Here is a 24,613-nt window from a genome sequence, read left to right as displayed (position 1 = left end):
CGAGGTAAAACGTGGTATCATGCGGCAGCCGGGAAAATCCCGGCTTTTTTGCGTCTGTGGGAATCATGTGGCAGGAACTCGGCATCGCACTGTGTCTGGTATTGGTGCTGGAAGGCATCCTGCCCTTCCTCTATCCGCGCCATTGGCGCGGAGCGGTCATGCAGGCAGCTCGTCTGCCCGACCGCCGACTGCGCCTTATGGGGCTGGCCAGCATGCTGCTGGGTACGGCCCTTCTATATCTGCTTCACTGAAGGCTTGTGCCGCCCGGATCGAGAGGGGAATGGCGAAATGGCAACGGTAGACCGCTGGCTGCTGCCAGATGGCATCGAAGAAGTACTGCCGCCGGAAGCGGCGCGCATCGAGGCGGCACGCCGCCAGGTGTTGGATCTGTTCCAACGTTGGGGTTACGAGTTCGTCGTCACCCCCCATATCGAGTACCTGGAATCCCTGCTGACTGGCGCCGGCCAGGATCTCGACCTGCGTACCTTCAAGGTCACCGATCCGCTGTCCGGTCGGCAGATGGGCTTTCGTGCCGACATCACCCCGCAGGTGGCGCGCATCGATGCTCATACCATGCGCCGCGAGGGGCCGAGCCGTCTCTGCTATGCCGGCAGCGTGCTGCATGCGCAGCCGCGTGCACTGACGACGTCGCGTAGCCCGATCCAGCTGGGTGCCGAGCTCTATGGCGACGCCAGTCCGGCCAGCGATATCGAGGTGATCAGCCTGCTGGTCGAGACCCTCGAGCTGGCTGCGGTGCCGGACGTTCATATGGATCTCGGTCATGTCGGTATCTACCGTGGTCTGGCGCGTGCCGCCGGTCTTTCCGGTGAGGCTGAGCAGCAACTGTTCGATGCGCTGCAGCGCAAGGCCATGGATGAGATCGAAGGCCTGACCGCCGCGTTGCCGGCAGGGCTGGGCAGCATGCTGCGTTCGCTCGCCGAGCTGTGTGGCGGCCGGGAAGTGCTGGATCTGGCTCAGGCCGTGCTGGTCGAGGCGCCGGATGCGGTGCACGCTGCGCTCGATGAGCTGGTGGCCATCGCCGATGCGCTGGAGCTGCGCTATCCGGAGCTGCCGCTGTACTTCGACCTGGGCGAATTGCGCGGCTACAACTATCACACCGGCGTGGTATTCGCGGCCTTCGTGCCGGGTGAGGGCGGTGCCATCGCTCAGGGCGGTCGTTACGACGATACCGGTGCGGTATTCGGTCGTGCGCGCCCGGCTACCGGCTTCTCCACCGACCTGAAGACCCTGGTGACCCTGGGTGACATGCGCGTGGACGAGACGGTCAGCGGTGTCTGGGCGCCGGACAATCATGATCTCTATCTGTGGCAGGCCGTTCGTCGTCTGCGTGGCGAGGGCGAGCGCGTGGTACAGGCGCTGCCCGGGCAGAGCGAGGCGGATGCGCGCGAAGCAGGCTGTGATCGGCTGCTGACGCTGCACGATGGACGTTGGCAGGTGGCGCCCCTGGCGTCCTGAATTCATTTTCGCCGGCCCGCAGCCGGCATCGAAGCTTGCGCGAAGAGGACAAGTTTATGGGTAAGAATGTCGTCGTCCTGGGCACCCAATGGGGTGATGAGGGCAAGGGCAAGATCGTCGACCTGCTCACCGAGCAGGCCGCTGCAGTCGTGCGTTATCAGGGCGGTCACAACGCTGGCCACACCCTGGTGATCAACGGTGAGAAGACCGTCCTGCACCTGATTCCGTCCGGCATCCTGCGTGCTGGCGTCGAGTGCCTGATCGGCAACGGTGTGGTCGTCGCTCCCGATGCTCTGATGCGCGAAATCACCAAGCTGGAAGAGAAGGGTGTACCGGTGCGTGAGCGCTTGCGTATCAGCCCGGCCTGCCCGTTGATCCTGTCCTACCACGTAGCGCTGGATCAGGCGCGCGAGAAGGCTCGTGGCGACGCCAAGATCGGCACCACCGGTCGCGGCATCGGCCCGGCTTACGAAGACAAGGTCGCGCGTCGCGGCCTGCGCGTCGGTGATCTGTTCCACCGCGAGCGTTTCGCCGCCAAGCTGGGCGAGCTGCTGGACTACCACAACTTCCAGCTGGTCAATTTCTACAAAGAGCCGGCCATCGACTTCCAGAAGACCCTGGATGAGTGCATGGAATACGCCGAGCTGCTCAAGCCGATGATGGCTGATGTCACCGCCGTGCTGCATGACCTGCGTCGTGAGGGCAAGGACATCATGTTCGAAGGTGCCCAGGGCTCGCTGCTGGACATCGACCATGGCACCTACCCCTACGTGACCAGTTCCAACACCACTGCTGGCGGTATCGCCACCGGTTCCGGTTTTGGTCCGCTGTACCTGGATTACATCCTCGGCATCACCAAGGCCTACACCACCCGTGTCGGCTCCGGGCCGTTCCCGACCGAGCTGTTCGATGACGTCGGTGCCTTCCTCGCCAAGCGTGGTCACGAATTCGGCGCCACCACCGGTCGTGCCCGTCGTTGCGGCTGGTTCGATGCGGTGATCCTGCGTCGCGCCATCGAGATCAACAGCATCTCTGGTCTGTGCCTGACCAAGCTGGACGTGCTCGACGGTCTGGAAACCATCCGTATCTGTACCGGCTACAAGGACGCCAACGGCCAGGTGCTGGTCGATGCGCCGACCGACGCCGACAGCTACATCGGTCTGCAGCCGGTCTACGAGGAAATGCCGGGCTGGAGCGAGTCCACCCTGGGTGCCAAGACTCTGGAAGACCTGCCAGCCGCTGCTCGTGCCTATATCAAGCGGGTGGAAGAGCTGGTCGGCGCGCCGATCGACATCATCTCCACCGGTCCGGATCGCAACGAGACCATCGTGCTGCGTCATCCGTTCGCCTGATCGAGCTGCTCTCCAGCTGCACAGGAGCCGCCTTCGGGCGGCTTTTTTGTGCGCGTCCATGCGGGCGTTCCCGTCGGGGTGCTGGGCATGCGCTTTGCTTGTATTCAATAAATCCCGGAAGTCGCCGTTATAGCTATTACGGTCGTTGAGGAGTGTTCCCAGTGTTCGCCATCGTTTCCATGTTGCGTAGCCGTCTGTTGCGGCCGGTGTTCGTCGCGCTTGGCCTGGCCATGTTGGTGCAGGTCGGTTTGGCTGTTTGGCTGATGCGCGCCTCGGTCGACGGCATGGTCGAGGATCTGGCGCAGCGCCTGGGGGGCGAAAGTCGCCGTCTGGCTGAGGAGCTGGAGGCTGCCGAGCGGGAGATGACGCAGGGCCTTTCCGCGCTCGCCGGCAGTACCCGTACGCGCCTGGGTGAAGGGCTTTCCGGCCAGCTGAAGAATGAACAGGCGCAATTGCGCGTGGTGCTCGAAGGCAATCTCAAGCAATCCGGTCAGGCGCTGGCGCAGCTGCTGGCCGGGGTGGCGCCGAAGTCCATCTGGGATCTGGATATTCCTGCGCTCACTGCGCTGACCCGAATCGCTCAGCAGGATCCGGCGGTACTGTTCGCCATCATCTACGACGCCGAGGGTCAGCGCCTGACGCGCAACTTCAATCGCAGCAACGCGCAGGTGCGTGAACTCGTCGCTGCCGGGCAGGGTGGCTCGCCGCTGGAGAAACTGGTGGATGCGGCTTCACGCGATCCGCGCGTGTATGTGGTCGAGGCTGATATCAATCCAATGGGCTCGCGTATCGGCAGGGTGCAGATGGGCCTGTCGCTGGATGTGGTGGAAAAGGAGCTGGCCGCGCTGGACGGCCGCTTTGCGTCTTTGGTCAGCGGCGCCGGTGAGTTGGTCGATAGCAGTCTGGCTGGCGCTTCCGAAGAGGCGACCGGTGCGCTGCGCGAGCGTCTGCAGTCGGCCGAGCGCTACACCCAGGAAATGGCGCGCAACGGTGGCGAATCGGTGCGCGTGGCGGCGGATTCGCTGCGTTGGAACATCGCCCTCGGGCTGTTGGTCGTGGGGGCGCTGGCAATGCTGGTGGTCGCTCTGGTGCTGGGTTGGCGAGTACTGAGTCGCCTGCGCCTGCTCAGTGCGGCGCTCAATGATCTGGCGGCAGGCGAGGGGGATCTGACGCGGCGTGTGAGCATCGACAGTCAGGACGAGGTCGGCGAGATGGCCGATGCGGTCAATCGCTTCATCGCCAAGCTGCAGCCCATCGTGCGTGAGTCGGGTGAGGTGGCGTTGCGCACCGGTGAGCAGATTCGCAGTCTGACCCAGCGCGGCGTGGCGGCCGAGGCCGCTGCCGGACGGCAGCGCGATGAGGTGGCCGGCAGTCTGCAGGCACTGGCGCAAATGGCCGACGAGGCGCAGGCGGAAAGCCAGGCCATGCAGGACGCGCTGCAGCGTGTCGACACTATCCGCCAGGCGGCGCACGAGAACGCGGCTATCGCTCAGCGTCTGTCCGCGCTGATCGAAGGCTTGGTGGCGCGGGTGGCCGATGGCTCGGCGGTGATCGAGCGGCTGGCCAAGCAGAGCGAGCAGATCGAGGTGGTGTTGACGGTGATTCAGTCAATTGCCGAGCAGACCAACCTGCTCGCGCTCAATGCCGCCATCGAGGCGGCGCGCGCCGGCGAGAGTGGTCGCGGGTTTGCCGTGGTGGCTGACGAGGTGCGGGCGCTGGCGAGCAAGACTCAGCAGTCTACCGGCGATATCCAGACCCATATCGCCGCATTGCAGCGCGGTGCTCAGGAGGCGGTTGCCGCCATCGCCCAGGCGGGCGCGCAAGGCAGTGAAGGTCTGCAGGTGCTGCGTGACAGTGCGCGTCTGCAGCACTCGGTGCAGCAGTCGGTGGACGAGGTGCATGGCGCCATCAATGCAGCGACCCAGGCAGCGGCGCATCAGGCTGACGGCGCTGGTGCGGTGCGTGGGCGTGTCGAGATCATTCATGCCGAAGCGCAGCATGCGGCCGAGGCGGTGACGGCGATTGCCGGCAACGCGCGAGCGCTGGACGAGCTGGCGACGCAGCTCAAGGCCAGCCTGGGGCAGTTCAAAGTGTAGGGTGCGCTGTGCGCACCTCGCCGCTCTAAGGTTTTGGCGGGTGCGCGCAGCGGCGCACCTGCGAGGTGGCACGCTTTTTCGTGGGCAATAAAAAACCGAGCCATTGGCTCGGTTTTTTGAAATTTGGTGCCCAGGAGAAGACTCGAACTTCCACGACCGTTAAGTCACTGATACCTGAAACCAGCGCGTCTACCAATTCCGCCACCTGGGCACTACAGCAATGTTCGTCGTTGCCGACACGGAGCGTTGCATCCGTTTATTTGCAAAGTGGGTTATCAAGCCACTTCACGAAATTTGGTGCCCAGGAGAAGACTCGAACTTCCACGACCGTTAAGTCACTGATACCTGAAACCAGCGCGTCTACCAATTCCGCCACCTGGGCACAGAAACCGATGAATCATCATCTGCTTCGTGTTACAACGTCTGCTCGACGCTGTGGGCGCGAACTATACGGGCGGGCATTTACCTTGTAAACCCCTGACCCCAAAAAAATTATTGTCACCGGAAAAGCTGCCCCGGATGCCTTTTTCGCGCTTCAATAGGCATATGGCATACACCCTTATACATAAGCACAGGTAATCCTCCTTACATGGCCGATTGGCAATCCCTCGATCCCGAGGCCGCCCGCGAGGCGGAAAAATACGACAACCCCATCCCCAGCCGTGAGCTGATCCTTTCGCATCTGGCCGAGCGCGGCGCGCCTGCCAGTCGTGAGCAACTGGTCGAAGAGTTCGGTCTGCATACCGAAGATCAGCTCGAAGCCCTGCGACGCCGACTGCGCGCAATGGAGCGTGACGGTCAGCTCATCTATACCCGTCGTGGCACTTACGCCCCGGTGGACAAGCTCGACCTGATCTGTGGTCGCATCAGCGGTCACCGCGACGGCTTCGGCTTCCTCGTGCCGGATGACGGCAGTGACGACCTGTTCCTCAGCCCGGCGCAGATGCGCCTGGTGTTCGATCGTGATCGCGCGCTGGTGCGGGTGGCGGGTTTCGATCGGCGTGGCCGCCGTGAAGGCGGTATCGTCGAGGTGATCGAACGCGCTCATGAGAGCATCGTTGGCCGTTACTACGAAGAGAACGGCATCGGTTTCGTCGTCGCCGACAATCCCAAGATCCAGCAGGAAGTGCTGGTCACCCCGGGGCGCACTGGCGGTGCGCGCATCGGTCAGTTCGTCGAGATCAAGATCACTCACTGGCCCACGCAGCGTTTCCAGCCGCAGGGCGACATCGTCGAGGTGATCGGCAACTACATGGCGCCGGGCATGGAGATCGACGTCGCGCTGCGCAGCTACGACATCCCGCACGTCTGGCCCGAGGCGGTGGTCAAGGAAGCGCGCAAGCTCAAGCCCGAAGTGGATGAGAAGGACAAGGAGAAGCGCATCGATCTGCGCCATCTGCCCTTCGTCACCATCGACGGTGAAGACGCCCGCGACTTCGACGATGCCGTCTACTGCGAGAAGAACAGCAGCCGCTGGAAGCTGTTCTCCGGTGGCTGGAAACTCTACGTGGCCATCGCCGACGTCTCGCATTACGTCAGGGTCGGCTCGGCGCTGGACGCCGAGGCGGTCGAGCGCGGCAACTCGGTGTACTTCCCCGAGCGCGTCGTGCCGATGCTGCCGGAGGAATTGTCCAACGGCCTGTGCTCGCTCAACCCGCATGTCGATCGCCTGGCCATGGTCTGCGAAATGACCATGTCCAAGAGCGGCCAGATGGTCGACTACAAGTTCTACGAGGCGGTGATCCACTCCCATGCACGCCTGACCTACAACAAGGTCAGCCTGATGCTGGAAGATCCCAAGAGCAGCGAGGGCAAGTCCCTGCGCAGCGAGTACAAGGAGGTCCTGCCGCACCTCAATCAGCTCTACGCGCTGTATCAGGTGCTGGTCGCCGCTCGTCACGAGCGTGGTGCCATCGACTTCGAAACGCAGGAAACGCGTATCGTCTTCGGCACCGACCGCAAGATCGACGAGATCCGCCCGACCCAGCGCAACGATGCGCACAAGCTGATCGAGGAGTGCATGCTGGCCGCCAACGTGGCCACCGCGCGCTTCATGCAGGATCACGAGATTCCGTCGCTGTATCGCGTGCACGATGGCCCGCCGCCGGAGCGCCTGGAGAAGCTCAAGGCCTTCCTCGGTGAACTGGGGCTGTCGCTGCAGCGTGGCAAGTCCAAGGATGGTCCGTCACCCAAGGACTATCAGCGCCTGCTGGAAAGCATCCGCGAGCGCCCGGACTATCACCTGATCCAGACCGTGATGCTGCGTTCGCTGAGCCAGGCGGTGTACAGCGCGCAGAACGAAGGGCACTTCGGTCTCAATTACGAGGCTTATACCCACTTCACCTCGCCGATCCGTCGCTATCCCGACCTGCTGGTGCACCGCGCCATTCGCAGCGTGGTGCGTTCCAAACGCGACACCACGCACGTGGAGCGTGCCGGCGCGGCAGTCATGCCCAAGGCGCGTATCTATCCGTACGACGAAGCGACCCTGGAAAAGCTCGGCGAGCAGTGCTCGATGACCGAACGCCGTGCCGACGAAGCGACCCGCGATGTGGTCAACTGGCTCAAGTGCGAGTTCATGCAGGATCGTGTCGGCGAGACTTTCGCGGGCGTGATCACTGCCGTGACCGGTTTCGGCATCTTCGTCGAGCTGCGCGACATCTACGTCGAGGGTCTGGTGCACGTGACCGCGTTGCCGGCCGACTATTACCACTTCGACCCGGTTCACCATCGCCTGTCCGGTGAGCGCAGCGGCCGCAGCTTCCGTCTCGGCGACAGCGTCGAGGTCAAGGTGATGCGCGTCGATCTGGACGAGCGCAAGATCGACTTCGAGCTGAGCCAGGACAAGGCCGGCAAGGGTGATGACGTGCGTCGCGGCGGCAAGCCCAATGGCATGGGCAATACCGACGTGCAGAAAAGCCGGGACGTGAAGAAGGCGCTGTTGGCTGGCGCCAAGGCCGGCAAGGGCGCGAGTGGCAAGGGGGCTGCCGGCAAGTCGACGAACAAGCCGGCCGGCGGTTCGCGCAAGGGCTCCGGGCGTGGCGACAGTGCCCCGCCACCTGCCGGTAAGCCGCGCAAGCCTAAGGCCAAGTCATGAGTGATCTGGAAAAGATCTACGGCGTGCATGCCGTAGAAGCCCTGCTGCGTCATCACCCCAAGCGGGTCAAGCAGGTCTGGCTGGCCGATGGTCGCAGTGATCCTCGGGTGCAACCCTTGCTGGAGCTGGCTGCGCAGTCTCGCGTAAAAGTGGGGCAGTGCGAGCGCCGTGAGATGGATGCCTGGGTCGAGGGCGTGCACCAGGGTGTGGTTGCCGATGTCAGCCCCAGTCAGGTCTGGGGCGAGGCGATGCTCGAGGAGCTGCTCGATCGCTGCGAAGGTCCGCCTTTGCTGCTGGTGCTCGACGGCGTGACCGATCCGCACAACCTGGGGGCCTGCCTGCGTACAGCGGATGCCGCCGGCGCGTTGGCGGTGATCGTGCCCAAGGACAAGTCGGCAACCCTCAACGCCACGGTGCGCAAGGTGGCCTGCGGCGCTGCCGAGGTGATTCCGTTGGTGGCAGTGACCAATCTGGCGCGCAGCCTAGAGAAGTTGCAGCAGCGCGGCCTGTGGGTGGTCGGTACGGCCGGCGAGGCCGAGCTGGAGGTCTATCAGCAGGACATGACCGGGCCGACGGTGCTGGTCATGGGGGCCGAGGGCAAGGGCATGCGCCGCTTGACCCGCGAGCATTGCGATTACCTGGTCAAGCTGCCCATGGGCGGCAGTGTCAGCAGTCTCAACGTCTCGGTTGCCACCGGCGTCTGCCTGTTCGAGGCCGTGCGTCAGCGTCAGGCCAAGCGCAAGGGCTGACTGCTCAAATAATCGCCAGTTCATCTTGCGCGCGGCAGGGGGCTTCTCTAGAATGGCGCCCCTTGCCGTGACGGCAGGCCTTTTCGCGCCTACCGCCTGGCAAGCTCATCACGAGAAAACCCACTCCTTGCCTGACCACCTTAGTTGGCAGGCTACAACCCGTAAGGAGCATTTATGCGTCATTACGAAATCATCTTTCTGGTTCACCCGGACCAGAGCGAGCAAGTCGGCGGCATGGTCGAGCGTTACACCAAGCTGATCGAAGAAGACGGTGGCAAGATTCACCGCCTGGAAGATTGGGGCCGTCGTCAGCTGGCTTACGCCATCAACAACGTCCACAAAGCCCACTACGTGATGCTCAACGTAGAGTGCACCGGCAAGGCCCTGGCCGAGCTGGAAGACAACTTCCGCTACAACGACGCCGTGATCCGTAACCTGGTCATCCGTCGCGACGAGGCCGTCACTGGCCAGTCCGAGATGCTGAAGGCCGAAGAAAACCGCAGTGAGCGCCGCGAGCGTCGTGAACGTCCTGAAAACGCCGAGTCCAACGACGGCGATGACAGCGACAGCAACGACAGCGACAACGCTGACGAGTAATCCACGGATCTATTGAGGAGCCAATCACATGGCACGTTTCTTCCGTCGTCGTAAATTCTGCCGCTTCACCGCTGAAGACGTGAAAGAGATCGATTTCAAAGATCTCAACACCCTGAAAGCCTACATCTCGGAAACCGGCAAAATCGTTCCTAGCCGTATCACCGGTACCAAGGCTCGTTATCAGCGTCAGCTGGCCACCGCTATCAAGCGCGCCCGCTTCCTGGCCCTGCTGCCCTACACCGACAGCCACGGCCGCTGAGACCGGACAGTCGACAAGAGTTAAGGAATAGATCGCATGCGCGCCCTGGCTGAATACATCATGCGCGGCCGTATGCAGGCCACCCTCGTGGTGGTGGGATCGGCAGCGATGCCGCTGTTGTTCTGGTTGAGTGCAGCCGCTGGCAGCCTGGTGCTGCTGCGGCGTGGAGCCAGTGATGCCATCGGCATCCTGGCCTGGGCCATGCTACCGGCGATTGCCTGGTGGTATTTCGGCGAACCGCGCACCTTGCTGGTGCTGGTCGGTGCGCTGGGGCTGGCGTTGTTGTTGCGCGCCAACTGGACCTGGAACCGCATACTGCTGAGCAGTGTGGCACTGGGCCTGGTGTATGGTTTTGTCCTTGGGGCAGTGTTCCGCGAACCCATCGCGGCCATGGCTGGTGAGCTGCAGAAGCTTTTGCCAACCATGTTCGATGGCGCTCACCAGCAATTGTCGGTGAGCGAACGCGAGCGTCTCGAGGCTTTGATCGCACCGGTGCTGACCGGGCTGCTGGCAGCCTTGCTGCAGATTCTGAGCTTGCTGAGCCTGATCCTTGGGCGTTACTGGCAGGCCGTGTTGTACAACCCTGGCGGTTTTGCTCGCGAGTTTCGCGCGCTGAGACTGCCGCTGCCACAGGCGCTGTTGCTGCTGGCGGGCATGATGCTAGGTCCCAATCTGGGGCCGCAGTTGGCCATGCTCACGCCGCTGTGCAGTGTGCCGCTGCTGTTCGCCGGGATTGCCCTGGTGCACGGCCTGGTGGAGAAGGGTGGGCTCGCTCGCTTCTGGCTGGTGGGCATGTACATCACGCTCCTGCTGTTCATGCAGCTGATCTATCCGTTACTGGTGGTCTTGGCCATCGTCGACAGTCTGTTTGATTTTCGCGGTCGCCTGGCGCGCAAGAACGGCCCGGGCTCTGCGAACGGTGAAGGTTAAAAGTTAAGAGGTAAGACCCAAATGGAAGTCATCCTGCTGGAAAAAATCGCCAATCTGGGCAACCTGGGCGACAAAGTGAACGTTAAAGCCGGTTACGGCCGTAACTTCCTGCTGCCGCAAGGCAAAGCCACCGCTGCCACCGAAGCCAACGTTGCTGCTTTCGAAGCACGTCGCGCCGAACTGGAAAAAGCGGCTGCCGAGAAGAAAGCTTCCGCTGAAACTCGCGCTGCTCAGCTGGCTGAACTGGAAGTCACCATCACCGCCACCGCTGGCGATGAAGGCAAGCTGTTCGGTTCCATCGGCACCCACGACATCGCTGACGCCCTGACCGCCTCCGGCGTTGAAGTGGCCAAGGCCGAAGTGCGTCTGCCGAACGGCACCATTCGCCAGGTTGGCGAATACGACGTAGCTGTGCACCTGCACACCGACGTCGAAGCCACCGTCAAGGTAATTGTGGTCGCCGCCTAAGAGCCCGCCCACGATCTGCTGCGCGTCGGCCCTGCTGCGTTGAAAGCTGGTTCGGAATGCTCATTTACTACTCGTAAACTGCGCTTCCTCACCAACTTTCGCCTTGCAGGGCTCTAGCTCGCGAGATCATGGACAGACTCTAGCTAGTAGCCGCCAAGCGGACTTGCGCTGTGGCGTAGGTCTGCTGACAATCGGGCACGGTATCGCTCTGCGATCCGTGCCCTTTGTTTTTTCTATCGCCGCATTTTCTCCCCGAGCCTATGAACGACATCAGCATTCCCGAGCAATACGACCTGCAGACTGCCGCCCTGAAAGTGCCGCCGCACTCCATCGAGGCGGAACAGGCGGTACTCGGCGGCCTGATGCTCGACAACAATGCCTGGGAGCGCGTGCTCGATGGTGTGTCGGATGTCGATTTCTATCGCCATGACCACCGGCTGATCTTCCGCGCCATCTTCAAGCTGGCCGAGCGTAACGAGCCCTTCGACGTGGTGACCCTGTCCGAGCAGTTGGACAAGGAAGGGCAGCTGTCGCAGGTCGGCGGCCTGGCCTATCTCGCCGAGCTGGCGAAGAACACGCCGTCGGTGGCCAACATCAAGGCCTATGCGCAGATCATTCGTGAGCGCGCCACGCTGCGCAAACTGATCAGCATCAGCAACGACATTGCCGACAGCGCCTACGCCCCAGAGGGCCGTACCGGTGAGGAAATTCTCGACGAAGCGGAGCGTCTGATCTTCCAGATTGCCGAGGACCGCCCCAAGACAGGCGGGCCGGTGGGCATCAACGACATTCTGGTCAAGGCCATCGACCGCATCGACACGCTGTTCAACAACGGCGACGCGATCACCGGTCTGTCCACCGGTTTCGATGACCTGGATAACCTGACCAGTGGCCTGCAGCCGGCCGACATGATCATCGTCGCCGGTCGTCCGTCGATGGGTAAGACCACCTTCGCCATGAACCTGGTGGAAAACGCCCTGATGCGTAGCGACAAGGCGATTCTCGTCTACTCGCTGGAGATGCCGTCGGAATCCATCGTGATTCGTATGCTCGCCTCGCTCGGGCGCATCGACCAGACCAAGGTGCGTGCCGGTCAACTCGACGATGACGACTGGCCGCGCCTGACCAGCGCGGTCAACCTGCTCAATGATCGCAAGCTGTTCATCGACGATACCGCCGGCATTTCCCCGAGCGAGATGCGTGCGCGCACGCGGCGTCTGGCGCGTGAGCACGGCGAGATCGGCCTGATCATGGTCGACTACCTGCAGCTGATGCAGATTCCCGGCTCCAGCGGCGACAGCCGGGTCAACGAGATCTCCGAGATCTCGCGCTCGCTCAAGGGCTTGGCCAAGGAGTTCAACTGCCCGGTCATCGCCCTTTCACAGCTCAACCGTGGTCTGGAGCAGCGTCCCAACAAGCGCCCGATCAACTCCGACTTGCGTGAGTCCGGTGCAATCGAGCAGGACGCCGACATCATCATGTTCGTCTACCGCGATGAGGTGTATCACCCCGAGACCGAGTACAAGGGGGTGGCCGAGATCATCATCGGCAAGCAGCGTAACGGCCCGCTGGGTACCGCGCGCCTGGCCTTCCTCGGCAAGTATTCGCGCTTCGAGAACCTGGCGCCGGGTAGCTACCAGTTCGAGGACGAATAACCGCGCGCGAGCAGTGTAGGAGCGAGCCCGGCTCGCGAATCACGCAGCTCTGTAGCCAGGATGAAATCCGCGGCTCTCGGCGCAGAAGCCCCCGGACTGCATCCGGGCTACGCTCTAGATCAATGAAATCGGGTGCCCAGCGGTTAAGATGGGCGCCCGTTTTTCGTTCAGGCCTTCTGTCATGCGTCCGCTTGCCGCCATCGTCGACCTCTCCGCCATCGCTCATAACTACGCCGTCGCCAAGCGCTGCGCGCCCGGGCGTCAGGCCTTCGCCGTGGTCAAGGCCAATGCCTACGGGCATGGCGTGCGTGAGGTGGTAACGGCGCTGCACGAGGTTGCCGATGGCTTTGCCGTGGCCTGCCTGGAGGAGGCGGCCGAGGTGCGCGCCATGCATGACAAGGCGCGCATCCTGCTGCTCGAGGGCTGCTTCGAGGCTGGTGAATACGCCATCGCCGCGCAGCTGGGCCTGGATGTGGTGGTGCAGAGCGCGGCGCAGGCCGAGGCGCTGATTGCCGCAGAGTTGGCGCGTCCGCTCAACGTCTGGCTCAAGCTCGACTCCGGCATGCACCGCCTCGGTTTCGACGCCGCCAGCCTGCGCCTGTGGCATGCGCGGTTGCAGGGCGCCGACCAGGTCGCCGAACTCAACCTGCTCAGCCACTTCGCCTGCGCCGACGAGCGCGGTCATCCGCTGACCGAACAGCAGGTCGAGCGTTTTCTCGATCTGCTGGATCTGGATTTCAATCAGCGCTCACTGGCCAACTCGGCGGCCGTGCTGACCATTCCTGCGGCGCATATGGACTGGCTGCGCCCCGGCATCATGCTCTACGGTGCTACGCCGTTCGCCGAGCTGAGTGCACGCGAGCTGGGGTTGAAACCGGCCATGACTCTGGCCGCGCGGGTGATCGCCGTGCGTGAGGTGGCCGTCGGTGAAAGCGTTGGTTATGGCGCGACCTGGGTCGCCGAGCGACCTTCGCGTATTGCCACGGTCAGCTGCGGTTATGCCGATGGTTATCCGCGCCATGCGCCCAGCGGCACGCCGGTGCTGGTCGAGGGACAGCGTGCCGCGCTGGCGGGCAGGGTGTCGATGGACATGCTGGCGGTGGATATCACGGATCTGCCTGAGGCCGACATCGATTCGCCGGTGGAACTATGGGGCAGCAATCTTCCGCTGGATGAAGTGGCGTCAGCCTGCGGCACCATTGGCTACGAATTGCTGAGCAAAGTCACCGCGCGGGTGCCGCGACGCTATATCGGCTAGCGGGATCTCTGCCAGGGCGGGTGCAACCCGTCATCGGCAGCCTGGCGGGTTGCGCCCGCCCTTCGGGGCTAAGCCAGGCCGCTGGGGACTTTCAGCACGTCCAGCTGCAGGCAGGCCTGTTCGCTGAGCTCGCCATCGTCGCCATGCACGCGCGAACCGGAACGACCCAGTTCCTTCACCCGGTAAAGGGCCATGTCTGCCGCCTTGTACAGCCCGGTGAAATTCTTCGCATGGCGCGGATAGAGCGCTACGCCGATGCTGATGGTCACGCGCAGGCGCTCGGCACCGTAGCGCACGGGCTCGGACAGCTCTGCCAGCAGGCGTTCGGCGATTTCCCGGGCCTGGCTTTCGGCATCGCTGCCGCAGATCAGTGCGGCGAACTCATCGCCGCCCAGGCGGGCAACCGCATCACCGGCGCGAACGTGCTCGCGCAGGCGCTTGGCGATCACCTGCAGCATGAGGTCGCCGGCGGCGTGGCCGAAACGGTCATTGATCGGCTTGAAGTGATCCAGGTCGATCAGCAGCAGCGCCACGCTCTCCTTGTGCCGTTCGGCGTGAGCCAGGGCTGACTCGCAGCGCTCGACCAGATAGCGTCGGTTGGGCAGTTCGGTCAGCGAGTCATGGAAGGCGGCGTGCTGCAGTTCGCGTTCGCGGTCGCGGAGCTGTTCGTTGGTCGCGGCCAGCTCGGCGGTACGTGCGGTTACTGCAGCTTGCAGTTCGTCGGCGCTGGCCTGCAGTTGCGCCAGGCGTGCAGTTTTCTCACGATCTGCCTGTTGCAGGGCAACGGCGCGCTCCTGCTTGAGTATCTGGATGCGATAAGCCAGGGCGAAGGAGAACAGGATGGATTCGGCTGCCACGGCCAGCGGGAATACGTAGGCGTTCCATTCGGCCGGTTGCAGCACCCCGGTGGTGCGCAGCAGCAGGATGGCGACGCTGCCCAGGACCAGACCATAACCATAGAGATACAGCTGCGCCGGGAAGAACCCCTGGCGCCAGCGGATCACGGCGCTGCCCAGAGCGGCGGGGATGCTGGTCAGCGACAGCAGGGCGATGGCCCAGGCCGCAAGGTATCGTTGATCGAACAGGGTCAGGGCGATAGCGATGAGATAGACCACGCAGGCCATGTTCAGCAGGTGATGCGCCCAGCGTACGTGAACGCGCGTCTGCAGCAGCGTCTGGGTGAAGCGGCTGGCGAACAGTCCCCACAACGACGGCAAGGTGATGCGGTCGAGCCACGCCGGCACCGGGTGGTTGGGCCACAGGTACTGCGCGCCATGACCGGTCATGCTCATGATGAACAGCAGGGCGAAGGCGGTGGTCAGCACGTACCAGAAATAGGCCTTGTCGCGCAGCGAGATGAGGATGAACAGGTTGTACAGCAGCAGTGCGAAAACCACGCCATAGATGGCGCCGAGCGCAAGGTTCTCGCGGGCTGCCAGTTGTTTAAGGTCATCAAGTTGCCAGATGCGCAGCGGGAAGGAGTTGCCCGCCGGGTCGAAGGCGCGCAGGTAGAAGGTGGTTGGCCGTTCACCCAGGGTTGGCAGGTCGAACACCATGCGTCGGTAGGGGTGGTCGCGGTTCTCGCTGAAGGCGACGCGCTCACCGGATTGACGCACCAGCCAGCCGCCCTGGCCGTCGGGCTGGTAGAGCTGCAGGTCGAGTTGGGTCACCGAGCCCACTTCCAGCACCCAGCGGGCGGGGGCACGCATGTCGCGTTGCACGGTGAGCTTGATCCACCAGGGATTGAGGCTCTGGCCGACGCTGGCACGGCCATTGGCGGGTTGAAAGCGCGACTGCAGCTCAGGGGCGGCAAGGTCATCGATGGTCAGGGTGCCCCGAGCGTCTTCCAGCAGCTCGATATGCGCATTGAGCGGCATGCCGCTGCTGGCGTCGGTGAGTACCACGGACGCCGCTGCCAGGCCCGTGGTCGACAAGCCGAGCAGAAGAGCGAGCAGAAGGGCGAAGCGCTGCAGCATAGATGTCCTGGAGACGGCTGACCGAGTAATTGAGTATATGCACAGGATTGTTATCGGACGAAAACAAATATGGCGTAAGGCTACTGCAGGAAGATGTCTGATTTTCTGTCCTTTCCTTGCCGAAGCCGGTTCTGTGCAAGCGCCGCTAACCAGGCGGGTTAGCCAGCCCCGTGCTTGAGCGTTTGTCGCCGTGCGTGGGGGCGCTATTAAACCCAGCGCTTTAGTCTGGTTTGGTCAATATTTGTGCTATTATCCGCGCCCCTCGTGATAGCCCATTGATCAAAAAATATGCAAGCCGCCAAGCCGCTGTTCGACTATCCCAAGTACTGGGCCGAGTGTTTCGGGCCTGCGCCCTTCCTGCCGATGAGCCGGGAAGAGATGGATCAGCTTGGCTGGGACAGCTGCGACATCATCATCGTCACCGGTGACGCCTACGTCGATCATCCTTCGTTCGGCATGGCCATCATCGGCCGCCTGCTCGAGGCCCAGGGCTTTCGCGTGGGCATCATTGCCCAGCCGGATTGGCGCAGCAAAGACGACTTCATGAAGCTCGGCGAGCCGAACCTGTTCTTCGGCGTCGCCGCCGGCAACATGGACTCGATGATCAACCGCTACACCGCCGACAAGAAGATTCGTTCCGACGACGCCTATACGCCCGGCGGCCTGGCCGGCAAGCGCCCGGACCGCGCCAGCCTGGTCTACAGCCAGCGCTGCAAGGAGGCCTACAGCCACGTGCCGGTGGTGCTGGGCGGCATCGAGGCATCCTTGCGCCGTATTGCCCATTACGACTACTGGCAGGACAAGGTCCGTCGTTCGATCCTGATGGACGCCACCGCCGACATCCTGCTCTACGGCAACGCCGAGCGCGCGGTTGTCGAGATCGCCCAGCGTCTGTCGCGTGGCGAGCAGGTCGAAACCATCAGCGATGTACGCGGTACGGCTTTCATCCGTCGCGATACGCCCGAAGGCTGGTATGAGGTCGACTCCACCCGTATCGACCGTCCGGGCCGCGTCGACAAGATCATCAACCCCTACGTCAATACGCAGGACACCGAGGCCTGTGCTATCGAACAGGCCAAAGGTGAGGTTGAAGACCCCAACGAAGCCAAGGTGGTGCAGATTCTCGACAGCCCGCGCATGACCCGCGACAAGACGGTGATCCGTCTGCCGTCGTTCGAGAAAGTGCGTAACGACCCGGTGCTCTATGCCCACGCCAACCGTGTGCTGCACCTGGAAACCAACCCGGGCAACGCCCGCGCGCTGGTGCAGAGGCATGGCGAGGTGGACGTGTGGTTCAACCCGCCACCCATCCCCATGACCACCGAGGAAATGGACTACGTGTTCGGCATGCCCTATGCGCGCGTGCCGCACCCGGCGTACGGCAAGGAGAAGATTCCGGCCTACGAAATGATCCGGTTCTCGGTGAACATCATGCGCGGCTGCTTCGGCGGCTGTACCTTCTGCTCGATCACCGAGCACGAGGGACGCATCATTCAGAACCGCTCGCACGAGTCGATCATCCGCGAGATCGAGGAGATGCGCGACAAGGTGCCGGGCTTCACTGGCGTGGTCTCCGACCTCGGCGGGCCAACTGCCAACATGTACCGCATCGCCTGCAAGGACCCGGAAATCGAGCGTCATTGCCGCAAGCCGTCGTGCGTGTTCCCCGGTATCTGCGAGAACCTCAATACCGACCACTCGTCCCTCATCGAGTTGTACCGCAAGGCCCGCGCGCTGCCGGGTGTGAAGAAGATCCTGATCGCCTCGGGTCTGCGCTACGACCTGGCCGTGGAGTCGCCGGAGTACGTCAAGGAGCTGGTCACCCACCACGTTGGCGGCTACCTGAAGATTGCCCCGGAGCACACCGAGCGTGGCCCGCTGGACAAGATGATGAAGCCGGGGATAGGCAGCTACGACCGCTTCAAGCAGATGTTCGAGAAGTACTCGAAGGAGGCGGGCAAGGAGCAGTACCTGATCCCGTACTTCATCGCCGCGCACCCGGGCACCACCGACGAGGACATGATGAACCTCGCCCTGTGGCTCAAGCGCAACGGCTTCCGTGCCGACCAGGTACAGGCGTTCTACCCGTCGCCGATGGCTACGGCCACCGCCATGTATCACTCGGGCAAGAACCCGCTGCGTAAGGTCACCTACAAGAGCGACGGCGTCGAGATCGTCAAGAGCGATCAGCAGCGTCGCCTGCACAAGGCGTTTCTGCGCTATCACGATCCGAAAGGCTGGCCGTTGCTGCGTGAGGCGCTGACGCGCATGGGGCGCAGTGATCTGATCGGCCCTGCCAAGCATCAACTGATTCCGGCTAACCAGCCAGCTGCTGACGATGGCTACCAGAGTGCGCGGCGCAAGAACTCCACGCCGGTCGGTAGCAAGAAGGCGGGTAATGCAGGCAAGATGCTCACTCAACATACGGGGCTGCCGCCGCGTGGCAGTGATGGCAGCAAGCCCTGGGACAAGCGTGAGCAGGCCAAGGCGGCGGCTGAGGCGCGTAACCAGCAAGCCGCGCGTGAACGTGCTGGCGCCGGTAAAGGCAAGGGCAAGAAGCCTGGGAAGAAGCCCGCAGTGCCGCGCTGAATCTCAGCAGCACGCACGAAAACGCCAGCACTGCGCTGGTGTTTTCGTTTCAGAAGCCCGACCGGCAATCCTGTGGGTTGGGCGTTGGTCCTCTGGCATCATTTTGCGGTGGGCTTGTCTGTTTTTGTTTTGGTACTATAGTTCCATAATATAAAAACAACAGTGGAGTCCCATCATGCGCCTTGCTGCTCCCTCGGTTATTGCTCTGTCCTTGCTGCTGACGGCATGCGGGGAGAGCGAAGCGCCGCCCGTGGCCAATCTCGACTTTCAGAAGCAGCTGCAGACGCAGCTGATCAAGGCCAAGCCGGGGGAGGTGGTCGAGATTCCCGCCGGCACCTGGCAGCTCGACCGAAGTCTGAGCCTCAAGGTCAGTGGCGTGACATTGCGCGGTGCTGGCATGGATCAGACCATCCTCAACTTCAAGGGGCAGAAATCCGGCGCCGAAGGGCTGCTGGTGAGCGCCTCCGACTTCACCATCGAGGACCTGGCGCTGGAGGATACCAAGGGCGATGCGCTCAAGGTGGTCGGCGGCCAGAACATCATCATCCGTCGCGTGCGCACCGAGTGGACCAATGGCCCGGCGACCGAGAATGGTGCCTACGGCATCTATCCGGTACAGACCGAGAATGTGCTGATCGACGGCGTGGTGGCCATCGGCGCTTCGGACGCCGGCATCTATGTGGGCCAGTCGCGTAACGTGGTGGTTCGCAACAGCCGTGCCGAGCGCAACGTCGCCGGCATCGAGATCGAGAACACCATCGGCGCCGATGTCTATGACAACGTCGCCACCGGCAATACCGGCGGCATCCTGGTGTTCAACATGCCCAACCTGCCGCAGCCCGGTCACACCACACGGGTCTACCGCAACAAGGTCGAGAGCAACAACCACAAGAACTTCGGCCACCAGGGCACGCCGGTCGCCAGTGTCCCGGCGGGCTCTGGCGTGCTGGTCAACTCCAACGACAAGGTAGAGATCTTCGATAACGATATTGGCGACCACCGCACCGCCAACGTCATCGTCAGCAGCTACTTCAGCACCGGTTACACCGACCTCTCCACCGAGGCGGACTTCGATCCCTACCCGGAGGCCATTCATATCCATGGCAACCGCTTCGGACCGGGCGGCGACAGCCCTGATAACCTCGAGCTGAAAGCGCTGAGGCTGGCCAGGTTCGGTCTCAATGGCCGCCTGCCGGACATCCTCTGGGACGGCTACGTGAACCCCGAAAAGCTGGTCGATGGCAAACTACCGGTGGAACTGGCCATCTGCATCGACAATGGTGATGCCGGCATCGTCAACGTCGACGGCCCCGGCGGCTACAAGAACATCAGCACGGACATTGAGCCACATCGCTGCGAGCTGCCCCGTCTTCCTGTCGTCGAGTTGCGCGCAGCTCTGGCCGAGGCAGGTGAGTAAGCATGAAGCACGCCTGGCTGTTGCTTGCCGCCGTGCTGCTCGGCGCCTGTGAGCAAGCGCGCACGCCCCTGTATCTGCCCAGCAGTGAAGACTATCCGCAGAAGCTCAGCGCCTGGGGTGTGCTGCAGCAGCGTGACGGCCAGTTGCAGCCTGCCTACGGTGTACAGCCCTACGATCTGAACACACCGCTGTTCACCGATCATGCGCACAAGCTGCGTACGATCTGGCTGCCCGAAGGGAGCCAGGCTCGCTATGCCGAAGCACGTTTCGAATACCCCGTTGGCACCGTGCTGAGCAAAACCTTCTACTACCCGATCGATGCCCAGGGCAGGCTGCTGCGCAGCGAGCAGCAGGGTACCGAGGCGGTGGAGCTGAAGCGGGTGCGGCTGATCGAGACGCGCATCCTGCTGCGCCAGGAGCAGGGCTGGGTCGCGTTGCCTTATGTCTGGGACGAGGCGCAACGTGAGGCCACGCTGGACTGGGCAGGCGCCAGCTTCGATCTGCAATTGCATGATGAAACGGGCGAGGTGCTGGCGGTCGACTATCAGGTGCCCGATGCCAACCAGTGCGCGGGGTGTCACGAGGAGCAGGCCGGCAAGGGTGTACAGCCCCTGGGACCGAAGGCGCGCCATCTGAACAAGGATTTCGCCTACGCCGAGGGCGCGGCCAACCAGTTGCTGCACTGGCAGAACATCGGCTTCCTGCAGGGTGTTCCGGCTGACATGGCCAGCGTTCCACGCAATGCCCTGTGGAGCGCGCCGCGCGAAGGGGAGAGCCTGGAGCATCAGGCACGCAGTTATCTGGATGCCAACTGCTCGCACTGCCATAACCGTGAAGGGCCGGGGCGAACCTCCGGTTTGTATCTCGATCCGGCTACGCCGCTGAGCATCGCCTATGGCCTGTGCAAGCAGCCGGTGGCTGCGGGCAAGGGCTCCGGTGATCGTCTGGTGGACATTCATCCCGGTGCACCGGAGAAGTCGGTGCTGAGCTTCCGCCTGCACAGCACCGACCCCAGCATCATGATGCCCGAGCTGGGGCGTTCCACCTCCCACCGCGAAGGGCTGGAGGTGATCGACCGCTGGATCGCCAGCCTCGATGGCGAATGCTGAAGTCGCGCGTGATTGTCATCAGTGCTGCCGGCGCCTGCTCTATAGTTGTGCGTCCATCTGAGCTTGGTGCAGGTAATGCCCCGATAAGGGGCTTGCGGGGCGCGGCACGCTGGGAAACAAGCGGGTTGCCTCTGGCATAAGTCTTGCGCTGCACTGAGTATCGTCCAGGCTAGCAGGAGGCCGCCGTGTCGATTCATGTCGCGCTGCACCATGTCACCCACTACCGCTACGACCGTGCGGTGAACCTTGGGCCACAAGTCGTACGTCTGCGGCCGGCACCGCACAGCCGCACACGTATCCTTTCCTATGCGCTGAAGATCGAGCCGGGTCAGCACTTCATCAACTGGCAGCAGGACCCGCAGGGCAACTACCTGGCGCGCCTGGTGTTCCCCGAGAAGACTCGCGAGTTCAAGGTCGAGGTGGACCTGGTCGCCGAGATGGCGGTGTTCAACCCCTTCGACTTCTTCCTCGAGCCCTACGCCGAGCGCATCCCTTTCGCCTACACCGAGGGCGAGCAGCGCGAGCTGGCGCCGTATCTGGTCAAGCTGCCGGCCACGCCGCTGTTCGCCAAGTACCTGGCCGGCATTTCCCGCGAGCCGGTGGCCAGCATCGACTTTCTGGTCGAGCTGAACCAGCGCCTGTCGGCCGATATCCGCTACCTGATCCGCATGGAGCCGGGCGTGCAGACGCCCGAGCAATCGCTCGAGCTGGCCGCCGGTTCGTGCCGTGATTCGGCCTGGCTGCTGGTGCAGCTGCTGCGTCACCTGGGCCTGGCGGCGCGCTTCGTCTCCGGCTACCTGATCCAGCTCACTGCCGACGTCAAGGCCCTCGACGGCCCCTCCGGCACCGACAAGGACTTCACCGACCTGCACGCCTGGTGCGAGGTGTATCTGCCCGGCGCCGGCTGGGTCGGTCTCGACCCGACTTCAGGCCTGTTCGCTGGCGAAGGCCATATTCCGCTGGCCTGCAGCCCGGAGCCTTCCTCGGCGGCGCCGATCACCGGCGGGCTGGACGAGTGCGAGGTGGAATTCGAGCACCTGATGAGCGTCGAGCGCGTGTGGGAGGCGCCGCGCGTCACCAAGCCCTACAGCGAGGCACAGTGGCAGGCGATCCAGGCGCTGGGCCGGCAGATCGACGATGACCTGCACAAGCACGACGTGCGCCTGACCATGGGTGGCGAGCCGACCTTCGTCGCCCTCGATTACCCCGATGACGACGAGTGGAACACCGCCGCGCTCGGGCCGAACAAGCGCCGCCTGGCGGCCGACCTGTTCTACCGCCTGCGCAGCCATTACGCGCCCAAGGCGCTGGTGCATTTCGGCCAGGGCAAGTGGTACCCCGGCGAGCAGTTGCCGCGCTGGTCGCTGAACTGCTTCTGGCGCCGCGATGGCGAACCGCTGTGGCATGACCCCAAATTGCTGGCCGATGAGAAGCGTGGCTATGGCGCTACGGCAGAAACGGCCGCGCGCTTTCTCGCCACCTTGGCGGACCGTCTGGGCGTGGACGGCGGTAACGTTTTTCCCGCCTATGAAGACTGGTTCTACTACCTGTGGCGCGAGCGCAAGCTGCCGGACAACGTCACCCCGAACGATCCGCGCCTGAGCGATCCGCTGGAGCGCGAGCGCCTGCGCAAGGTGTTCGATCAGGGGCTCGATGCGGTGGTCGGTCACGTGCTGCCGCTGGCCCGTCAGGTGGTCGGCGAGGGCTGGCAAAGTGGGCGCTGGTTCCTGCGTGACGAGCATTGCCGGCTGCTGCCCGGCGATTCGGCGCTGGGCTATCGCCTGCCGTTGGATTCCATGCCCTGGGTCAGTCAGGCCGACTACCCCTACGTCAATCCGGTCGACCCCAGCCAGGCGTTGCCGCCGCTGCCCAGCCCGGCGCAGATCCAGCGTCAGCTGCGCGGTGTCTGGCGCGGCGCCAGTAGCGGCCCGCAGAGCGTGCGGCCGGCCAGTGGGCAGTCGGCTGCCGGTATCGTGCGCACCGCGCTCTGTGCCGAGCCGCGCGAGGGTCGTCTGTATCTGTTCATGCCGCCGCTGAGCCATCTCGAAGACTACCTGGAGCTGGTCGCGGCCATCGAGGCCGTAGCTGCCGAGCTCGATTGTCCGGTCTTGCTGGAAGGCTACGAGCCGCCGCTGGACCCGCGCCTGCAGTTCTTCCGCGTCACGCCTGATCCGGGCGTGATCGAGGTCAACATCCACCCGGCCGCAAGCTGGGATGAACTGGTCGAACGCTGCGAATTTCTCTACGAGGCGGCGCGCCAGTCGCGCCTGTCCAGCGAGAAGTTCATGATCGACGGGCGCCACACCGGCACCGGCGGCGGCAACCACTTCGTCCTCGGCGGCGCCACGCCGGGAGATTCGCCCTTCCTGCGTCGCCCCGACTTGCTGCGCAGCCTGATCAGCTACTGGCACAACCACCCGTCGCTGTCCTACCTGTTCAGCGGTCTGTTCATCGGCCCGACGTCTCAAGCCCCCAGGGTGGACGAGGCACGCAACGATGCCTTGTACGAGCTGGAGATCGCCTTCGCGCAGATGCCCGAACCGGGCCGCGACTGTCCGCCATGGCTGGTCGACCGCCTGCTGCGCAACCTTCTGGTGGACGTCACCGGCAATACCCATCGCGCCGAGTTCTGCATCGACAAGCTGTACTCGCCGGATTCGGCCAGCGGCCGCCTCGGCCTGCTCGAGCTGCGCGCCTTCGAGATGCCGCCGCATGCGCAGATGAGCCTGGCCCAACAGCTGCTGCTGCGCGCGCTGATCGCGCGTTTCTGGCAGGAGCCCTACCAGCCGGCGAAGCTGGTGCGCTGGGGCACCGAGTTGCACGACCGCTTCCTGCTGCCGCATTTCATCGAGCAGGATTTCGCCGACGTGCTGCAGGAGCTGGGCGCCTTTGGCTATCGCCTGCGCAGCGAGTGGTTCGCCCCGCATCTGGAGTTCCGTTTTCCCAAGGCCGGTGATTTTGCCGTCAAGGGTATCGACCTGGAGCTGCGCCAGGCGCTGGAGCCTTGGCACGTGCTGGGCGAGGAGGGCGCCGTCGGCGGTACGGTACGCTACGTCGACTCGTCGCTGGAGCGCATGCAGGTGAAAGTCGCCGGCATGGCGCCGGATCGCTACGTGCTGACCTGCAACGGCGTGCCGGTGCCCTTGCGCCCGACGGGCAAGGTTGGTGAGTTCGTCGGTGGCGTGCGCTTTCGTGCCTGGCAGCCGGCCAGTTGCCTGCAGCCGACCATCGGCGTGCACGCGCCGCTGGTATTCGATCTGGTCGACACCTGGATGCAGCGCTCGCTGGGCGGTTGCCAGTACCATGTGGCGCATCCGGGCGGTCGCAACTACGACAGCCTGCCGGTCAATGCCTACGAGGCGGAGAGCCGGCGCCTGGCGCGCTTCTTCCGATTGGGTCACAGCCCAGGCAAGCGCCCTGTCGTGCAGCCGATGGATAATAATGAACTGCCGATGACCCTGGATCTGCGTCGAATTTGACCTTGATCCCATCTGTGGGAGGGGCTTTAGCCGCGAACGGTCGCCGCTGAAGCGTCTCTCACGGATGCGGCACATCAACCAGCGTCACGTTGCACCGCCTTGCCAC

The 24,613-nt window shown here is 63.5% G+C and carries 17 protein-coding genes, 2 tRNA genes and 1 pseudogene; 17 read left to right on the top strand and 3 right to left on the bottom strand.

Annotated elements, in window-relative coordinates; translation table 11 throughout:
- Nucleotides 1–65 precede the first annotated feature (65 nt).
- From ACN0X6_RS13685 to ACN0X6_RS13665, 5 genes and pseudogenes are all read left to right on the top strand, one after another.
- The gene (locus tag ACN0X6_RS13685; protein WP_003459207.1) at nt 66–251 is read left to right on the top strand and encodes a DUF2065 domain-containing protein; all 186 of its coding nucleotides are present in this window, start codon (nt 66–68) and stop codon (nt 249–251) included.
- A gap of 37 nt (nt 252–288) precedes the next feature.
- Nucleotides 289–1,476, top strand: coding sequence for an ATP phosphoribosyltransferase regulatory subunit (locus ACN0X6_RS13680; protein ID WP_417704664.1), 1,188 nt, complete (start codon nt 289–291; stop codon nt 1,474–1,476).
- 56 nt (nt 1,477–1,532) lie between these two features.
- Nucleotides 1,533–2,828 (top strand): adenylosuccinate synthase, encoded by a 1,296-nt coding sequence (locus ACN0X6_RS13675; RefSeq protein ID WP_021487874.1) that lies wholly within the window; start codon nt 1,533–1,535, stop codon nt 2,826–2,828.
- A 179-nt stretch (nt 2,829–3,007) separates the two neighbouring features.
- Nucleotides 3,008–4,066, top strand: a pseudogene (locus ACN0X6_RS13670) (HAMP domain-containing protein); the annotation flags it as partial.
- Nucleotides 4,040–4,924 carry a methyl-accepting chemotaxis protein gene (locus tag ACN0X6_RS13665; RefSeq protein WP_417704769.1) on the top strand — a complete coding sequence of 295 codons (885 nt, stop codon included), beginning with the start codon at nt 4,040–4,042 and terminating at the stop codon, nt 4,922–4,924. The pseudogene ACN0X6_RS13670 and the gene ACN0X6_RS13665, both read left to right, overlap by 27 nt.
- A gap of 124 nt (nt 4,925–5,048) precedes the next feature.
- Here the strand turns inward: ACN0X6_RS13665 and ACN0X6_RS13660 are convergent.
- Both ACN0X6_RS13660 and ACN0X6_RS13655 read right to left on the bottom strand, forming a co-directional pair.
- Nucleotides 5,049–5,135 (bottom strand) — tRNA-Leu (locus ACN0X6_RS13660).
- Between the two features lie 84 nt (nt 5,136–5,219).
- Nucleotides 5,220–5,306 (bottom strand) — tRNA-Leu (locus ACN0X6_RS13655).
- A 207-nt stretch (nt 5,307–5,513) separates the two neighbouring features.
- On the opposite strand from ACN0X6_RS13655, the gene rnr reads away from it, so the two are divergent.
- From rnr to alr, 8 genes are all read left to right on the top strand, one after another.
- Entirely contained in the window at nt 5,514–8,021 is a 2,508-nt protein-coding gene (rnr, locus tag ACN0X6_RS13650) for a ribonuclease R (RefSeq protein ID WP_417704662.1), read from the top strand.
- Nucleotides 8,018–8,770 carry a 23S rRNA (guanosine(2251)-2'-O)-methyltransferase RlmB gene (gene rlmB, locus ACN0X6_RS13645; RefSeq protein ID WP_417704660.1) on the top strand — a complete coding sequence of 251 codons (753 nt, stop codon included), beginning with the start codon at nt 8,018–8,020 and terminating at the stop codon, nt 8,768–8,770. The genes rnr and rlmB overlap by 4 nt, the downstream gene beginning before the upstream one ends.
- Nucleotides 8,771–8,944: 174 nt before the next feature.
- Nucleotides 8,945–9,367 carry a 30S ribosomal protein S6 gene (gene rpsF, locus ACN0X6_RS13640; protein ID WP_003246846.1) on the top strand — a complete coding sequence of 141 codons (423 nt, stop codon included), beginning with the start codon at nt 8,945–8,947 and terminating at the stop codon, nt 9,365–9,367.
- Between the two features lie 28 nt (nt 9,368–9,395).
- Nucleotides 9,396–9,626, top strand: coding sequence for a 30S ribosomal protein S18 (gene rpsR, locus ACN0X6_RS13635; protein WP_003246847.1), 231 nt, complete (start codon nt 9,396–9,398; stop codon nt 9,624–9,626).
- 36 nt (nt 9,627–9,662) lie between these two features.
- Nucleotides 9,663–10,556: a hypothetical protein gene (locus tag ACN0X6_RS13630; RefSeq protein WP_417704657.1), complete on the top strand. Its 894-nt coding sequence runs from the start codon at nt 9,663–9,665 to the stop codon at nt 10,554–10,556.
- A 21-nt stretch (nt 10,557–10,577) separates the two neighbouring features.
- A complete protein-coding gene (gene rplI, locus ACN0X6_RS13625; RefSeq protein ID WP_125833549.1) occupies nt 10,578–11,024 on the top strand; it encodes a 50S ribosomal protein L9 in 447 nt (148 codons plus the stop codon).
- Nucleotides 11,025–11,284: 260 nt separating this feature from the next.
- Entirely contained in the window at nt 11,285–12,679 is a 1,395-nt protein-coding gene (gene dnaB, locus ACN0X6_RS13620) for a replicative DNA helicase (protein ID WP_160019221.1), read from the top strand.
- Between the two features lie 181 nt (nt 12,680–12,860).
- Nucleotides 12,861–13,937 carry an alanine racemase gene (gene alr, locus ACN0X6_RS13615; protein ID WP_417704655.1) on the top strand — a complete coding sequence of 359 codons (1,077 nt, stop codon included), beginning with the start codon at nt 12,861–12,863 and terminating at the stop codon, nt 13,935–13,937.
- Nucleotides 13,938–14,005: 68 nt separating this feature from the next.
- Here alr and ACN0X6_RS13610 read toward each other — a convergent pair whose 3' ends face one another.
- Nucleotides 14,006–15,913: a diguanylate cyclase domain-containing protein gene (locus tag ACN0X6_RS13610; RefSeq protein WP_417704653.1), complete on the bottom strand. Its 1,908-nt coding sequence runs from the start codon at nt 15,911–15,913 to the stop codon at nt 14,006–14,008.
- A gap of 288 nt (nt 15,914–16,201) precedes the next feature.
- On the opposite strand from ACN0X6_RS13610, the gene ACN0X6_RS13605 reads away from it, so the two are divergent.
- The 4 genes from ACN0X6_RS13605 to ACN0X6_RS13590 all read left to right on the top strand — a co-directional run bounded on the left by ACN0X6_RS13605 (nt 16,202) and on the right by ACN0X6_RS13590 (nt 24,507).
- Nucleotides 16,202–18,502, top strand: coding sequence for a YgiQ family radical SAM protein (locus ACN0X6_RS13605; protein ID WP_417704652.1), 2,301 nt, complete (start codon nt 16,202–16,204; stop codon nt 18,500–18,502).
- Between the two features lie 175 nt (nt 18,503–18,677).
- Nucleotides 18,678–19,919 carry a parallel beta-helix domain-containing protein gene (locus ACN0X6_RS13600; RefSeq protein ID WP_417704650.1) on the top strand — a complete coding sequence of 414 codons (1,242 nt, stop codon included), beginning with the start codon at nt 18,678–18,680 and terminating at the stop codon, nt 19,917–19,919.
- Between the two features lie 2 nt (nt 19,920–19,921).
- Entirely contained in the window at nt 19,922–21,028 is a 1,107-nt protein-coding gene (locus ACN0X6_RS13595; protein WP_417704648.1) for an SO2930 family diheme c-type cytochrome, read from the top strand.
- A gap of 185 nt (nt 21,029–21,213) precedes the next feature.
- Nucleotides 21,214–24,507 (top strand): DUF2126 domain-containing protein, encoded by a 3,294-nt coding sequence (locus ACN0X6_RS13590; RefSeq protein WP_417704646.1) that lies wholly within the window; start codon nt 21,214–21,216, stop codon nt 24,505–24,507.
- The last annotated feature ends 106 nt before the right edge of the window (nt 24,508–24,613 follow it).

The organism is Pseudomonas sp. (assembly GCF_048269965.1).
Classification (GTDB): Bacteria; Pseudomonadota; Gammaproteobacteria; order Pseudomonadales; family Pseudomonadaceae; genus Aquipseudomonas.
Note: the sequence above shows the minus strand (reverse complement) of the source record. Positions and strands in the feature narration are given on the sequence as shown.